Source organism: Streptomyces sp. NBC_00203 (assembly GCF_045206325.1).
Taxonomy (GTDB): Bacteria; Actinomycetota; Actinomycetes; order Streptomycetales; family Streptomycetaceae; genus Streptomyces; species Streptomyces lutosisoli.
In genome coordinates this window covers 5,098,472-5,114,090 of record NZ_CP108126.1, presented here as the reverse complement: position 1 = coordinate 5,114,090, position 15,619 = coordinate 5,098,472, and the positions used below count along the sequence as shown (strand labels likewise).

The following is a 15,619-nucleotide window of genomic DNA, read 5'->3' as shown; positions in this document are numbered from 1 at the left end:
TGGGATTAAATTTCGTCTTGGTACAGTGACCGCATGGCTGAGGCGATGGGGCTGCGTGAGCGCAAGAAGCTGCAGACCGCGATGCGGATCTACCGGACGGCGGTCGCGCTCTTCGCCGAACAGGGCTTCGACAACGTCTCCGTACAGGAGATCGCCGACGCCGCCGAGGTCTCCAAGATGACCGTCTTCAACTACTTCGGTACGAAAGAGGACTTGGTCTTCCTCCCCATGGAGGAGCACTTCGGCGACGCGGCCCGCGCCGTGCGGGACCGGCAGTCGGGCGAATCCGCCGTGGAAGCCGTACGCCGCCACTTCCTGGAGATGGTCGAGAGCCGCGACCCCGCGGTCGGGCTCAACAGCGAGCCGTTCGCCCGCCAGGTGCGCGGGCTCGTCATGGAGACCCCGGTCCTGATGGAACGCGCCTTCCTCGCCGCCCAGAAGGGCACCCGGGACCTGGCCGCGACCCTCGCCGAGGAGACCGGCGACCTGATGCTCGGCACGATCGCCGCCGCCATGCTGAGCGCCGCCCGCAACGCCCTGATCGAGGAGCACCACCGCCGCGTCGACGCGGGCGAGAGCGTGGACGCGGTCGCGGCCGACGCCGCCGAGCGCGCCGAGCGGGCCTTCGGGCTGGTGGAACACGGACTCGGGGACTACGCGCGCAAAGCGTGAGGTTCCCGTACGGATGTCAGTCCGCGCCGCCGTGTTGACAGTGACTGCTGCTAACTTCGGCAACCCTGGGGACGTGTGGGGAACGAGGTACGGGGGAGCGGTGCAAGTACCCGAGCGCGCGCGGAAGTTCGTCAACGTGCTGCTGAGTCTGGTCGCTGTGGCCGGCATCGGCTGGAGCGGTCTGGAGATCTGGCAGGTCCTGTACGGCCGGTACCAGATCAACGAGGCCTGCGCGGGACTCGTCCCGGCCGGGCGCGTGCTCGCACTTTCCCCGGCGGGCGGCAGCATCTCGCACCGGGTGGCAGCCGAGGGCACCATCGAGCTCAACGCGGGGCTGCCGCAGGACTGCGAGATCTTCAGCACCGAGGCGGGGGAGAAGTACGGCACCGACAGCGGCGAGCGCTGGTTCTTCACGGGCGCGGTGGGCGTCGTGCCCGGCGACAAAGCCGTCATCGCCGACGATCCGATATCCAGCATCCTCGACTCGTACGCCGACCACACCTACATTGCGCAGCCGCTCGGCGGCGGCATAACCGGCCTGGTCACGGACACGGGCGTCACCGTCCAACTCCAGTGCCCCGAGGGCAAGTCCGACGGGGAGTCGATCAAGGCACTGTGGGCCAGGGCCTCGCTCATGGACCCCGGGCCGCCCTTCACCGAGAACGGCCAGCTCACCGCCCACGACCGGAGCGTCCTCGCCGAGACCGCCGTGCTCACCGCCAACAACCTCGCCGACCGCCTGGGCTGCGCCGACCGGCTGCCCGATCCGCCGGAGGACATCCCCGCCCTGACCGAGGGCCCGACCTCGGCCTCGCACGCGGACGGCACCTGCGCCTGGTACCGCAAGGCCGGCTTCCCCCGCCAGGAACTGCTCGCGGACCAGGTGCTCGAAAGCCGAGTGGACGACACGCTGTGGGACGAGAGTTGCGGCCTCGTGGTCAGCGACACCCGCGCGCGCGACCTCTGGTACGCGCACCACGACGACCTCAAGGACCTCGACGAGCCGACCCGCGCGGGTGACTGGTTCGTCTCCTTCCACACGTACTCCGGAGAGGACGCGAAGTACGTCGAGCTCACAGCCGACGGCAACGACGAGCTTCCCGAGCCCGCGGAACCGGGCAAGGCGGGCCGCAGCCGCGATGAATCGATCTGGTGGGCCTCCTCCGTCTGCGACGGCGCGCCCCAGATCCACACGATGACCATCGCCTACCCGTACGACATACTGACGACGCCCGCGTACGAGAAGGTCTTCCGCGCCTACGTCACCGACATAGCCAAGCGCCGGGGCTGCACGGACACCAAGTTCCCCGCGTCCTCGACGTTCCGCGCCGACTAGGCTCCCGGCATGCCGCCCGCCAAGAAGCGCACCCGCAGCTACGACTCCGCCAAGATCCGCACCGCGGTGCTCGCACAGTTCGGGAACGTACGAGAAGGCGTACGCGCCCTGACCGAGGAGCAGTTGGCGGGGGCCACCGGCCTCGGGGACTGGAGCGTGCGGGACTTGGCCGCGCACATCACCATGGCCGTCGAGACCGTCAGCCGGAACATCGACCGCCCGGAGCCCGCTCGGCAGGAGCCGGTCCCGCCGAAACTCGCCCTGCTCGACTGGCCGTTCGCGACGGCGGCCCGAGCCGGTGACATCGCCGACGGCACGCGTCAACTCGCCACGGACGCCCCCGACCTCGACGCGCTCTACGCCCGCACCGAGCAGCGGATCACCGAGCGGCTGGCCACGGCCCCCGACGACCGGCTGCTTGTCACCCGCACCGGTGCCATGACCCTCGCCGACTACCTCGTGACCCGCACCGTCGAACTCGTCGTCCACACCGACGACCTGAACCGCGCCGTCCCCGGCCTCGACATTCCGTACGACCGGCAGGCCCTCGCCGCCTGCACCCGGCTGCTCGCCGACGCGCTCGCCGTGAAGGCGCCCGGTGCGTCGACGGAGGTACGGATTCCGCCGTACGCCGTCGTGCAGTGCGTGGAAGGGCCGCGGCACACTCGCGGCACCCCGCCGAACGTCGTCGAGACGGATCCACTGACGTGGCTCCGTCTCGCGACGGGGCGCGTGGCCTGGAAGGCGGCCCTGGAAGACGCCAAGGTCAGCGCAAGCGGAGAACGCGCGGACCTCGGGGGGCTCCTCCCCTTGATGGGCTGAGCCCCTCCGGCCCCCCGGGGGAGTGTGTCGGCTGCGGGCGGGTGGGGGCTGGTCGCGCAGTTCCCCGCGCCCCTGTAGAGCGGGGCTGCGCCCCGCAGTCCCCCGCCCGCCCTGGTTCGTTTGGCTGCCGGTGAGTGGGGGTTGCTCGCGCAGTTCCCCGCGCCCCTAAACAACCGCCGGCCCGCTCCGGGTGCCTTTAAGGGGCGCGGGGAACTGCGCGACCAGCCCCCACTCACCCGCACCCGACACACAACGCACGGGGTCGAAGGGGCAGAGCCCCTGGGGGATGGGACGGGTAGGGGCGGCGGGGGCGAAAAACCAGGGAACCAACCACCCCACCCCTCCCGTCACACCGGCATGGACAAGCAGCGACTGGCCCTCACCGCATTGACCCTGCTCCCGCTCGCGGTGGCCTGCGGCACCGAGTCAGCCGGCGGCAGCCGTTCCGTGGGGCCGGCCTCGTCACCCGTCACCGGAGTCCACTGGACCGTCGACAGCCTCACCCTGGACGGCACGACCAGGCAGGCCCCCGCCAGCGCCTACCTGCGCATCGACAAGGACGGCCGGGCCAGCGGCAACCTCGGCTGCAACGGATTCGGCTCGACCGCCACCGTCAAGGGCGACCACGTCGAGTTCGGCCGGCTGGAGACGACCGACATGGGCTGCCAGAAGGGCCCGATGACCTTCGAGGAGAACATGAGCCGCACCTTCGTGAACAGCTCGTTCACCACGAAGGTCAAGGGCGACAAGCTGACGCTCACCACCGACGACGGCGACCGCGTCAGCCTCAGCAAGGAGCAGGACGCGCCTCTGTACGGCACGAAGTGGACCGTCACGGCGCTCGGTGACGCGAACAGCGCCCAGTCCCTCCCGAAGGGCGCCGAGGACAAGGCGTACTTCGTCCTCGACAAGAAGCACGGCACCCTCTCCGGCCGCCTCGGCTGCAACCACGTCTCCGCGAAGGCGACCGTCCGCGACGGACATATCACCCTCGGCGCGCCCAAGACGACCCGCATGATGTGCGACGGCTCACTCATGGACACCGAGAAGACTTTGCTCGGCCTCTTCGGCGGCACGGTCGTATACGAACTGGATCACCGCACCCTCACGCTGACCAGCACAAACGGCGCGATCATCAGCGCTGTCGCCGACGAGTGATCCATTAAGGTCCCGTATCCCCAATTCGGACCAGTGGTCGACCTCGCCTACACTCGGAGGCGTGCCACGTGGTGACGGTCGACTCAATCATGATCTGCTCCCCGGTGAGAAAGGCCCCCAGGACGCTTGCGGCGTCTTCGGTGTCTGGGCTCCGGGCGAAGAGGTCGCCAAGCTCACTTACTTCGGGCTCTACGCCCTCCAGCATCGGGGTCAGGAATCCGCGGGAATCGCGGTCAGCAACGGCTCCCAGATCCTCGTCTTCAAGGACATGGGCCTTGTGTCCCAGGTCTTCGACGAGACCTCTCTCGGTTCGCTCCAGGGTCATATCGCGGTCGGTCACGCCCGCTACTCGACCACCGGCGCCTCCACCTGGGAGAACGCCCAGCCGACGTTCCGTGCCACCGCGCACGGCTCCATCGCGCTCGGCCACAACGGCAACCTCGTCAACACGGCGCAGCTCGCCGAGATGGTCGCCGACCTTCCCAAGCAGGAAGGCCGCACCACGCGTGTGGCGGCCACCAACGACACCGACCTCCTCACCGCGCTCCTCGCGGCCCAGGTCGACGACGACGGCAAGCCGCTGACCATCGAAGAGGCTTCCGCCAAGATCCTCCCGCAGGTCAAGGGCGCCTTCTCGCTCGTCTTCATGAACGAGCACACCCTGTACGCGGCCCGCGACCCGCAGGGCATCCGCCCGCTGGTCCTCGGCCGGCTGGAGCGCGGCTGGGTCGTCGCCTCCGAGTCCGCCGCCCTCGACATCTGCGGCGCCAGCTATGTGCGCGAGATCGAGCCGGGCGAGTTCGTCGCCATCGACGAGAACGGCCTCCGTACATCGCGATTCGCGGAAGCGAAGCCCAAGGGCTGTGTCTTCGAGTACGTCTATCTGGCCCGCCCCGACACGGACATCGCCGGCCGGAACGTGTACCTCTCGCGCGTAGAGATGGGCCGCAGGCTCGCCAAGGAAGCCCCTGTGGAGGCCGATCTGGTGATAGCGACCCCGGAGTCCGGGACGCCCGCCGCGATCGGTTACGCGGAAGCCTCAGGCATCCCGTTCGGTGCCGGCCTGGTCAAGAACGCGTACGTCGGCCGGACCTTCATCCAGCCCTCGCAGACGATCCGGCAGCTCGGTATCCGCCTGAAGCTGAACCCGCTGAAGGAAGTCATCAAGGGCAAGCGCCTGGTCGTCGTCGACGACTCGATCGTGCGCGGCAACACCCAGCGCGCGCTGGTGCGCATGCTCCGCGAGGCCGGCGCGGCGGAGGTCCACATCCGGATCTCGTCCCCGCCCGTGAAGTGGCCCTGCTTCTTCGGCATCGACTTCGCGACCCGCGCCGAGCTGATCGCCAACGGCATGACCATCGAGGAGATCGGCACCTCGCTCGGCGCCGACTCCCTCTCGTACATCTCCCTCGACGGCATGATCGAGGCCACGACCATCGACAAGCCGAACCTGTGCCGCGCCTGCTTCGACGGCGAGTACCCGATGGACCTCCCGGACCCCGAGCTGCTCGGCAAGCAGCTCCTGGAGACCGAGCTGGCCGCGGGTCCCGCAGCCACGGCCGCGGCTGACGCCATCCGTCGCCCCTGAGCCTCAGGGCGTCTTCCGGGGGTGTCCCCCGGAAGACGCAGAAAACCAACCGAAAGATCCCAGGCAATGTCTGAGACCACTCGTACCGGTGCTTCCTACGCGGCTGCCGGCGTCGACATCGAAGCGGGCGACCGCGCCGTAGAGCTGATGAAGGAGTGGGTGAAGAAGACGCAGCGCCCCGAGGTCCTCGGCGGCCTCGGCGGGTTCGCCGGCCTCTTCGACGCCTCCGCCCTCAAGCGGTACGAGCGCCCGCTGCTCGCCTCCGCCACGGACGGCGTGGGCACCAAGGTCGACCTCGCCCGCCAGCTCGGCGTGTACGACACCATCGGCCACGACCTGGTCGCGATGGTCATGGACGACATCGTGGTGTGCGGCGCCGAGCCGCTCTTCATGACCGACTACATCTGTGTCGGCAAGGTCCACCCGGAGCGCGTGGCGGCCATCGTCAAGGGCATCGCCGAGGGCTGTGTCCTCGCGGGCTGCGCCCTCGTCGGCGGCGAGACGGCCGAGCACCCGGGCCTGCTGGGTCCGGACGACTTCGATGTCGCGGGCGCCGGCACGGGCGTGGTCGAGGCCGACCAGCTGCTCGGCCCGGATCGTATCCGTACGGGTGACACGGTGATCGCCATGGCGGCCTCCGGTCTTCACTCGAACGGGTACTCGCTCGTCCGGCATGTCCTCTTCGACCGGGCGAACCTGAGCCTGGACCAGCACATCGAGGAGTTCGGCCGCACGCTCGGCGAGGAGCTCCTGGAGCCCACCAAGATCTACTCGCTGGACTGCCTGGCGCTGACGAAGACCACTCAGGTGCACGCCTTCAGCCACATCACCGGCGGCGGGCTCGCGGCCAACCTGGCCCGGGTCATCCCGGACGGGCTGCACGCGATCGTGGACCGCGAGACCTGGACCCCGGCCCCGGTCTTCGACCTCGTCGGCAAGACCGGCGACGTCGAGCGCCTGGAGCTGGAGAAGACGCTGAACATGGGCGTTGGCATGATCGCGATCGTGCCGGAGGAGTCCGCGGACGCGGCCCTGGCGACGCTGGCCGACCGTGGGGTCGAGGCGTGGGTCGCGGGCGAGATCGTCGAGCGGGGCGACTACACGACGGGCGCGGAACTGATCGGCGACTACGCGTAAAAATTCAGTACGCGTAAAAATCCAGCTCCTCCGGCGTCGGAGGAGCTGGATCCGGGGCAGAGCCCCCACGACGGCAGCACAAAACCCGGTCCGGCGGTCGATGCCCCGGACCGGGCGAGGTGCAGGCCAACTAAGGGAACTGCGAAAACGGCTGAGCGCGCTGCAAGCGTTACGCGCCGCGACGCTGCGACGTGGGACCGGACTGGTCGTCCTCGTCCTCATCGTCGTCGTTATAGAGATCCGCGTACTGAGCGTACGGGTCGTCTTCTTCCTCGTCGTCGTCCTCGAACGGCTCGCCATTCGGCGGCTGGCTCGAAGTCGAAGCGCCCAGCTCATTGGCCAGACGCGAGAGGTCAGTCCCGCCGCTGCTGTACTTCAGCTGGCGGGCGACCTTCGTCTGCTTGGCCTTTGCCCGGCCGCGCCCCATGGCTCGACCCCCTCGGATACGGGGCTCGGTGGCCCCAGAGTCTTGACACGCGTTCATGATCTGGAACGGGCTCTCCGTGGAGAGACCGGTCCGTAGGGCTTCCACGGTACCTGAGCCCGCGCCCATACGGTACGTCGCCCGCACCACGCGCCTTTGCCCAGAACCCTCGAGGTGCCCTGTCCTCGCTGGTCAACCGCGATTTTAACCTCTTCTTGGCGGACGACCCGCCGACGGACGTGAGAGTTCTCTCTAAGTGTCTCATCGGCGGGTCCCTGACAAGCCTACGGACGAGCGCGCGTCAGGCCGGAAGGAGTGGCTCCGCTATCCGCGGCTCCGTGCCTCCGCCATCCGCTGCTCGGCGATCCGGTCGGCCGCGGCGGCCGGCGGAATCCCGTCCTCCTTCGCACGTGCGAATATGGCCAGCGTGGTGTCGAAGATCTTCGCGGCCTTCGCCTTGCACCGGTCGAAGTCGAAGCCGTGCAGCTCGTCGGCGACCTGGATGACACCGCCCGCGTTCACGACGTAGTCGGGGGCGTACAGGATCCCGCGGTCCGCGAGGTCCTTCTCCACACCCGGGTGCGACAGCTGGTTGTTGGCCGCGCCGCACACGATCCTCGCGGTGAGCACCGGCACGGAGGCGTCGTTCAGCGCCCCGCCCAGCGCGCAGGGGGCGTAGATGTCCAGACCCTCGGTGCGGATGAGTGCCTCGGTGTCCGTGACGGCCGTGACACCGGCCGGGTGCCTGTCGAGGATCCGGCGCACCGACTCCTCCCGTACGTCCGTGATCACGACCTCGGCGCCGTCGTCCAGCAGGTGCTGCACAAGGTGGTGGCCCACCTTGCCGACGCCGGCGATGCCCACCTTGCGGCCGCGCAGCGTCGGGTCGCCCCACAGGTGCTGGGCGGAGGCCCGCATGCCCTGGAAGACACCGAAGGCGGTGAGGACGGAGGAGTCCCCGGCGCCGCCGTTCTCGGGGGAGCGGCCGGTCGTCCAGCGGCACTCGCGGGCCACGACGTCCATGTCGGCGACGTACGTACCGACGTCGCACGCGGTGACGTACCGGCCGCCGAGCGAGGCCACGAAGCGGCCGTACGCGAGGAGCAGCGCCTCGGACTTGATCTGCTCGGGGTCTCCGATGATCACGGCCTTGCCGCCGCCGTGGTCGAGTCCGGCCATGGCGTTCTTGTAGGACATGCCGCGCGAGAGGTTCAGGGCGTCGGCGACGGCCTCCTCCTCGCTCGCGTACGGGTAGAAGCGCGTACCGCCGAGGGCGGGGCCCAGCGCGGTGGAGTGGATGGCGATCACGGCCTTCAGGCCGCTGGCGCGGTCCTGGCAGAGCACGACTTGCTCATGACCGCCCTGATCCGAGTGGAACAGGGTGTGCAGTACATCAGCAGGTGCGCCGGTTACGTCGGTCACTGTGGTGACTCCCAGGTAATAAGCGGCGGTTGGGTGCGGGGCCCGTGCGGATGGCGGGCTCCGTGGGCATGAGACTAGAGCCTGCGCCCACCCGCCTTCGGTGCAGTGTTCAGGATCACCCACTGGCGGAGTACAGCCGTGGTTCGATTTGCATAGATTTCTCGTCAGGTTGTGAGCGGTTTTCGCTGGTTTTCCCGGTGGCCAGCGGGGGAGGGAGCAGGCGTGCCCAAGGTGTCCTCGGTGATCGTCCCGTACGCGTCGTATCTGCGCGTGTACGAACCGCTGGCCGCCTTCCCGGAGCCGGAGCGCGGCCACTGGGCGCGCTACGCCCGCCGGGCCGAGCGCCCCTCGTACCAGGACGAACTGCGCCGCTCGCTGGCCGACTTGCTGCCCACCCCGCCGATCCCGGTGCCGGTGCACGAGAGCGGCGAGGCGTTCGTGGCCGAGGTGGACGGGGTGCTGTGCGTCTGCCCCTGGCGCACCCGGCTGCGTGGCTGGCAGGCCCTGGGCGAGCTGGCCGAGGAGCTGCCGGCGCCGGTGCTCGACGCGGTCCTGCCGCCGCTGGTGCGCCGTCAGGCCGCCCTGGACTACGAGCGCTGGATGGCCCGCAACCCCGACGCCCGCCCGTGGATCCGCACCTCGACCTGGCAGGTGCCGCTGAACTGGTTCGTGCTCGTCTCCGACGAGGAGCGGGAGTACGAGAAGGGGGCGGGGCCCGGCGGTGCCGCGCCGGTGCTGCGCTACCGGACGCCGATGGTGCAGGCCCGGCGGCGGACGGCACGGGCCCTGAAGACGCTGAAGGACGCCCTCGACGAGGGGCCGCTCATCGACGGTCTGGTGGACGTGGGGCGCTGGCTGGAGGAGTTCCACCCGCGCTCGCTCGTGGAGCTGGACTACGGCGGGCTCGTGCACGTCCTGCCCGCCGGGCATCTCGAAGGGGATCACTCGGCCGCGGACGTCGCCGAGGGCATCGAGGCCCTGCGCGACGGGGACGGGGCCGCGGCGGGCGAGGCGTACGGGCGGCTCGTGGAGCGGTGGCGATCGGTCAGGGACCGGCGCTCGGCGAACTGAGGCGGGGCCTTGGAGGCCTCTGGGGGCCTCTGGGGTTCCCGAGACGGGACGCGCGAGGCCTCTGGGGTTCCTGGGGTGTGCGAGCCGCATGTGCAGTGTGATCTGCTTCTCACTGGATCGCGTCGAACTCGCGTATGGTCCTCCCACGCTGAAGAACCCTCACTCCGGGACGTTGGTCCCGATCCGGGCTTTTGTCTCAAGCGGGTGTCAAGCGTGACGGATGGCACTTACCTGGCTCTTGCGTCCCTTGCCACTCCTCGTGTCAAAATAGGACAAGGAGTCCGGGGGAGGGCTCCGTCTACCCACGTATGGGTGGAATCTCAGCATTGCACGCTATGGGGGGTCTGATGACTCCTGATCGTCCTGTGACTGATCGTCACAGTGGCGTGACTGTCCGCTATGGCATGGTCCATCGGCTTCCGTCGCTGATGAACACCTGGGAGGGCAATTCCATCGGTTTGGCCGACGCGGTTGGACAGATGGTGTAGTTGTAGTGCCGAGGACAAGCCGTTCGTCCTATAACCGACTCGACTCGCGTCCGCCATTTCGGGCAACGCGGGTCAAGGTGCAGAATTTAGAGGAATGAACCGAGAAGGTTCGGTTCTCCCGAGGAGGCCGCTCATGACCGCTCGCACCCCTGATGCCGAGCCGCTGCTGACCCCGGCTGAGGTCGCCACGATGTTCCGCGTCGACCCCAAGACGGTCACGCGGTGGGCGAAGGCCGGCAAGCTTACGTCCATCCGCACGCTCGGCGGGCACCGCCGCTATCGCGAGGCTGAGGTCCGCGCACTGCTCGCGGGTATCCCGCAGCAGCGCAGCGAGGCCTGAACAACTGCATAACCGGACAATTCGACAGGTCCCCCAACCCGTCGAGGCGTCCGAACCACAGCTCCAAGCGACGCGGGTTCTGCCCCAACAGAGCCCACGCCCAAGATTTTCTGGCACTGACAAGGGTGCGTCGTAGATCGCGCTGGACTCCGCCGAGTCCAGCGCGATCTTTTTTGTGCTCTCGCGGCGTCCCGGCGGACGGCCTGTGAGTGGCCTTGTCGCAGTCTGGGGAGGGGTGTCGAATCTCCTGTGGGAGCGCTTGCCCGGCGGTGCAATTGCACATATTAAATTGACCAGTTGTAGGTGGGGTGTAAGTTCCGCACTTCTGAAAACTTATGCGGTGACACCCGTCACATGCCACAGTCCTTGTTGCCCGAGAGGCTTGTGCGCTAGGGGAGTTGGGGGCGCGCGCGGGCAGTCGTACGTCGAGACCCCCATAGGCCCGTGAGCGTGTCCGCCGCCTTTGGTCATACCTTGGAGGGACTTTCGTCCTCGACGGCACTCTCGGCGTCCTCCTCGCCCCTCTGGGCGGGCTCCAGGGCCAGTCGCAGGAGCCGGTAGCAGATCGGGCAGTGACGCGTCAGATGGCGGTAGCCGGAGGCGGCCGACAGGTGGGCGCGGAGCAGAGCTCGCGTCTCGTGCCTAGCGGACGCCGTCATACGCACCTCCGGGGGGCCGGGGAGACGAGAACCCTGGCTTCCGGGGTACCGGCGGAATGTGACGCCGTCAAGGTGTCTCGCCCCCGCGCGTGGCTCCGCCCAGGGATCCGGTGGGGTTGTGTGTCGGCTGCGGGCCGGTGGGGGTTGCTCGCGCAGTTCCCCGCGCCCCTGAAGGCGCGGGGCTGCGCCCCGCGATCCCACGCACGCCCCCAGTTCTTTAGGGGCGCGGGGAACTGCGCAATCTTTTGGGGGTCTGGGGGCGCAGCCCCCAGGGATGGGACGGGTAGGGGCGGCGGGGGCGAAACAGAAGAGCCCCGCTCCGTTGCCGGATGCGGGGCTCTGTCTTTGTTGCGGTCCTGACGGGATTTGAACCCGCGGCCTCCACCTTGACAGGGTGGCGAGCACTCCAAACTGCTCCACAGGACCAGGTTTCGCGACACTTCGCGGTGCGCTGTGCTGCGAAATGAGACTGTACAGGAGGGTGAGCCCCGGGGTCGAACTCACGCACCGTGCAGGCCCCGTTACGGAACCGCCGCGTCGATCGCCTTCACGATCCGCTTGTCGGACACGGGATACGCCGTGCCGAGCGCATGGGCGAAATAGCTGACCCGCAGCTCCTCGATCATCCAGCGGATGTCCAGGACCGAGGAAGGGACCGGCCGGCCCTGCGGGAGCTGCTCCAGGAGCCAGGCGTACTCGTCCTGCATCTCGTGGACCTTCTCCATACGGGTGGTGTCCCGCTGGACATTGGTCGGCATCTGCTGGAGCCGCCGGTCCGCGGCGACGAGATAGCGCATCAGGTCCGGCAGCCGCCGGAGCCCGGTCGCCGTCACGAAGCCCGGCTTCACCAGGGCGTCCAGCTGGCTCCGTACGTCCGTGAGGTTGGCGAGGAGCGTCGGACTCTTCACGCCCTTCAGGCGGCGCTCACAGGCCTGCCAGGCGGCAAGAACCTGCTGCACCTGCCCGACCGTACGGACCGTCGTGTCGACGATCTCGGCGCGCACCTTGTCGTACAGCTTCCGGTACGACTCCTCGTCCCACGCCGGCCCCCCGAAGTCCCCGATCAGCTTGTCCGCCGCCGCCATCGCGCAGTCGTCGAAGAGAGCCTGGATCGAGCCGTGCGGGTTCGCGGACAGGGCCAGCTTCTGGGCGTTGGTGAGCTTGTCCGACGCGAACTTGCCCGGGTTCACCGGGATGTTGCGCAGGATCAGCCGCCGCGTGCCCTTCCACATCGCCTGCGCCTGCTCGGCCTCCGTGTCGAAGAGCCGTACGGAGACGGTGTTCGCCGTCGGTCCGTCGTCGACCAGGGCCGGGTACGCCTTCACGGGCTGGCCGGCGCGACGGGTCTCGAAGAGGCGCGTGAGCGAGCCGATCGTCCAGTCCGTCAGGCCCGAGCGCTCCAGGGACTCGCCGCCCTCGCGCTCCGCCGTCGCCGCCGCGGCCTGCGAGATCGCCTTGCGCGCCTTCGGCTTCAGCTGGAGCTTCAGCGCCTCCAGGTCCTTGTCCTCGGCGAGGTTGCGGCGCCGCTCGTCGACGATCCGGAAGGTGATCTTCAGGTGGTCGGGGAGCCGGGACCAGTCGAAGTCGTCGGCCGTGAGCGGGACACCGACCATGCGCTTCAGCTCGCGCGCCATGGTCAGGGTGAGGGGTTCCTGGAGGGGGACGGCCCGGTCCAGGAACCTCGTCGCGTAGTTCGGGGCGGGTACGTAGTGGCGGCGGATCGGCTTCGGGAGCGAGCGGATCAGCTCCGTGACGACCTGTTCCCGCAGGCCCGGGATCTGCCAGTCGAAGCCCTCGTCCGTGACCTGGTTGAGGACCTGGAGCGGGATGTGGACCGTTACGCCGTCGGCGTCCGCGCCCGGCTCGAACTGGTACGTCACCCGGAACTTCAGCGGCCCCTGCCGCCAGGAGTCCGGATAGTCGTCCTTGCTGACATCCCCCGCGCGCTCGTTGATCAGCATCGAGCGCTCGAAGTCGAGCAGCTCGGGCTCCTCATGGCGCTTGTGCTTCCACCAGGAGTCGAAGTGCGCGCCGGACACGACGTGCTCGGGCACCCGCTGGTCGTAGAAGTCGAAGAGCGTCTCGTCGTCGACCAGGATGTCCCGGCGCCGGGCGCGGTGCTCCAACTCCTCGACCTCGGTGAGGAGTTTGCGGTTGTCGGCGAAGAACTTGTGGTGCGTACGCCAGTCGCCCTCGACGAGCGCGTTGCGGATGAACAGCTCGCGGGACGTCTCCGGGTCGATCCGCCCGTAGTTGACCTTCCGCTGGGCGACGATCGGTACGCCGTACAGCGTGACCTTCTCGTACGCCATCACCGCGGCCTGGTCCTTCTCCCAGTGCGGTTCGCTGTACGTCCGCTTGAGGAGGTGTTCCGCGAGGGGCTCGACCCACTCCGGCTCGATCCTGGCGTTGACGCGGGCCCAGAGGCGGGAGGTCTCGACGAGCTCCGCGGACATCACGAAGCGCGGAGGCTTCTTGAAGAGCGCCGACCCCGGGAAGATCGCGAACTTGGCGCTGCGGGCGCCCAGGTAGTCGTTCTTCCCCGTGCTTCTCCCGCTCTCTGTCCCGGACTCCTTCACGTCCTTCATGCCGACGTGGGAGAGCAGGCCGGCCAGGAGGGAGACATGGACGCTCTGGTCCGGCGCGTCGTCCTCGTTGAGGTGGATGCCCATCTGCTTGGCGACCGTGCGCAGCTGGGTGTAGATGTCCTGCCACTCGCGGATGCGCAGGAAGTTCAGGTACTCCTGCTTGCACATACGGCGGAAGGCGGATGAGCCGCGTTCCTTCTGCTGTTCGCGGACGTACCGCCACAGGTTCAGGAAGGCGAGGAAGTCGCTCGTCTCGTCCTTGAAGCGGGCGTGCTGCTGGTCGGCCTGCGTCTGCTTGTCGGACGGGCGCTCGCGCGGGTCCTGGATGGAGAGCGCGGCCGCGATCACCATGACCTCGCGCACACAGCCGTTCTTGTCGGCCTCCAGGACCATGCGGGCCAGCCGGGGGTCGACGGGGAGCTGGGCGAGCTTGCGGCCGGTCTGGGTGAGGCGCTTGCGTGCGTCCTTCTCGGACGGGTCCAGCGCGTTCAGCTCCTGGAGGAGCTGGACGCCGTCGCGGATGTTGCGGTGGTCCGGCGGGTCGATGAAGGGGAACTTCTCGATGTCGCCCAGGCCGGCCGCCGTCATCTGGAGGATGACCGAGGCGAGATTCGTACGGAGGATTTCCGCGTCCGTGAACTCCGGGCGGGCGTTGAAGTCGTCCTCGGAGTACAGACGGATGCAGATGCCGTCGGACGTACGGCCGCAGCGGCCCTTGCGCTGGTTGGCGCTGGCCTGCGAGATCGCCTCGATGGGGAGACGCTGGACCTTGGTGCGGTGGCTGTAGCGGGAGATACGGGCGGTGCCCGGGTCGATGACGTACTTGATGCCCGGGACGGTGAGCGAGGTCTCGGCGACGTTGGTCGCCAGAACGATCCTGCGGCCTGTGTGTTGCTGGAACACACGGTGCTGCTCGGCGTGCGAGAGGCGGGCGTAGAGGGGGAGTACCTCGGTGAAGCGGTAGTTCTTCTTGGTGAGGGCGTCGGCCGTGTCGCGGATCTCGCGTTCGCCGGAGAGGAAGACGAGGATGTCGCCCTTGCCCTCGGCCTGGAGCTCCTCGACCGCGTCCGTGATCGCGGTGATCTGGTCGCGGTCGGCGTCGTCGCCCTCCTCTTCGAGGAGGGGGCGGTAGCGGACCTCTACGGGGTAGGTGCGGCCGCTGACCTCGACGATCGGGGCGTCGCCGAAGTGCCGGGAGAAGCGCTCGGGGTCGATGGTCGCGGAGGTGATGACGACCTTGAGATCCGGGCGCTTGGGCAGCAGCTGGGCGAGGTAGCCCAGCAGGAAGTCGATGTTGAGGGAGCGCTCGTGGGCCTCGTCGATGATGATCGTGTCGTACGCGCGCAGCTCGCGGTCCGTCTGGATCTCGGCGAGCAGGATGCCGTCCGTCATGAGCTTGACGAAGGTGCCGTCCGGGTTCACCTGGTCGGTGAAGCGGACCTTCCATCCGACGGCCTCGCCGAGCGGGGTGTCCAGCTCCTCGGCGACGCGCTCGGCGACGGTGCGGGCGGCGATGCGGCGGGGCTGGGTGTGGCCGATCATGCCGCGGACGCCGCGGCCCAGTTCGAGACAGATCTTGGGGATCTGGGTCGTCTTGCCGGACCCGGTCTCACCGGCGACGATGACGACCTGGTGATCACGGATGGCGTCCGCGATCACGTCCTTCTTCTGGCTGACGGGGAGCTGCTCGGGGTACGTGACGGCGGGCACGCGCGTGCGGCGCTCGGCCATGCGGACCTCGACCTTGGCGACCTCCGCCTCGATCTCGGCAAGCACGGCGGAGCGGGCCTCGGGCTTGCGGATCTTGCGCGCGCCTTCGAGCCTGCGCCCGAGCCGGTGCGCGTCGCGCAGGGACAGCTCGGCCAGACGGGGGGCGAGATCGCCGAGGGCGGGGGCGGGATGCGTAGACATACG

At 68.7% G+C, this 15,619-nt stretch carries 12 protein-coding genes and 1 tRNA gene; 8 read left to right on the top strand and 5 right to left on the bottom strand.

Going from position 1 to position 15,619, the window contains the following annotated elements; all coding sequences use genetic code 11:
• The first annotated feature begins 33 nt into the window (after positions 1-33).
• From OG975_RS22945 to purM, 6 genes are all read left to right on the top strand, one after another.
• Positions 34-672: a TetR/AcrR family transcriptional regulator gene (locus tag OG975_RS22945; protein ID WP_406331220.1), complete on the top strand. Its 639-nt coding sequence runs from the start codon at positions 34-36 to the stop codon at positions 670-672.
• 100 nt (positions 673-772) lie between these two features.
• Positions 773-2,008, top strand: coding sequence for a hypothetical protein (locus OG975_RS22940; RefSeq protein ID WP_406331218.1), 1,236 nt, complete (start codon positions 773-775; stop codon positions 2,006-2,008).
• Between the two features lie 9 nt (positions 2,009-2,017).
• Positions 2,018-2,830, top strand: a complete 813-nt coding sequence (locus tag OG975_RS22935; RefSeq protein WP_406331217.1) for a sterol carrier family protein — start codon at positions 2,018-2,020, stop codon at positions 2,828-2,830.
• Positions 2,831-3,187: 357 nt separating this feature from the next.
• Positions 3,188-3,988, top strand: coding sequence for an META domain-containing protein (locus OG975_RS22930; RefSeq protein ID WP_406331216.1), 801 nt, complete (start codon positions 3,188-3,190; stop codon positions 3,986-3,988).
• Positions 3,989-4,049: 61 nt separating this feature from the next.
• Positions 4,050-5,576 carry an amidophosphoribosyltransferase gene (gene purF, locus OG975_RS22925; RefSeq protein ID WP_406331215.1) on the top strand — a complete coding sequence of 509 codons (1,527 nt, stop codon included), beginning with the start codon at positions 4,050-4,052 and terminating at the stop codon, positions 5,574-5,576.
• A 66-nt stretch (positions 5,577-5,642) separates the two neighbouring features.
• Positions 5,643-6,713, top strand: coding sequence for a phosphoribosylformylglycinamidine cyclo-ligase (gene purM / locus OG975_RS22920; protein WP_406331214.1), 1,071 nt, complete (start codon positions 5,643-5,645; stop codon positions 6,711-6,713).
• Between the two features lie 169 nt (positions 6,714-6,882).
• Here purM and OG975_RS22915 read toward each other — a convergent pair whose 3' ends face one another.
• Both OG975_RS22915 and OG975_RS22910 read right to left on the bottom strand, forming a co-directional pair.
• A complete protein-coding gene (locus OG975_RS22915) occupies positions 6,883-7,140 on the bottom strand; it encodes a DUF3073 domain-containing protein (RefSeq protein ID WP_327429915.1) in 258 nt (85 codons plus the stop codon).
• Between the two features lie 321 nt (positions 7,141-7,461).
• Positions 7,462-8,559 carry a Leu/Phe/Val dehydrogenase gene (locus OG975_RS22910; protein WP_406331213.1) on the bottom strand — a complete coding sequence of 366 codons (1,098 nt, stop codon included), beginning with the start codon at positions 8,557-8,559 and terminating at the stop codon, positions 7,462-7,464.
• 222 nt (positions 8,560-8,781) lie between these two features.
• On the opposite strand from OG975_RS22910, the gene OG975_RS22905 reads away from it, so the two are divergent.
• Together OG975_RS22905 and bldC are read left to right on the top strand one after the other, a co-directional pair.
• A complete protein-coding gene (locus OG975_RS22905) occupies positions 8,782-9,630 on the top strand; it encodes a hypothetical protein (RefSeq protein ID WP_406331212.1) in 849 nt (282 codons plus the stop codon).
• Between the two features lie 621 nt (positions 9,631-10,251).
• Positions 10,252-10,458, top strand: a complete 207-nt coding sequence (bldC, locus tag OG975_RS22900) for a developmental transcriptional regulator BldC (protein ID WP_003949541.1) — start codon at positions 10,252-10,254, stop codon at positions 10,456-10,458.
• Between the two features lie 467 nt (positions 10,459-10,925).
• On the opposite strand, the gene OG975_RS22895 is transcribed toward bldC, so the two are convergent.
• The 3 genes from OG975_RS22895 to hrpA all read right to left on the bottom strand — a co-directional run bounded on the left by OG975_RS22895 (position 10,926) and on the right by hrpA (position 15,616).
• Positions 10,926-11,117, bottom strand: coding sequence for a DUF6274 family protein (locus OG975_RS22895; protein ID WP_406331211.1), 192 nt, complete (start codon positions 11,115-11,117; stop codon positions 10,926-10,928).
• A 351-nt stretch (positions 11,118-11,468) separates the two neighbouring features.
• A tRNA-Asp gene (locus OG975_RS22890) sits at positions 11,469-11,543 on the bottom strand.
• 95 nt (positions 11,544-11,638) lie between these two features.
• Positions 11,639-15,616 carry an ATP-dependent RNA helicase HrpA gene (hrpA, locus tag OG975_RS22885; RefSeq protein ID WP_406331210.1) on the bottom strand — a complete coding sequence of 1,326 codons (3,978 nt, stop codon included), beginning with the start codon at positions 15,614-15,616 and terminating at the stop codon, positions 11,639-11,641.
• Between the last annotated feature and the right edge of the window lie 3 nt (positions 15,617-15,619).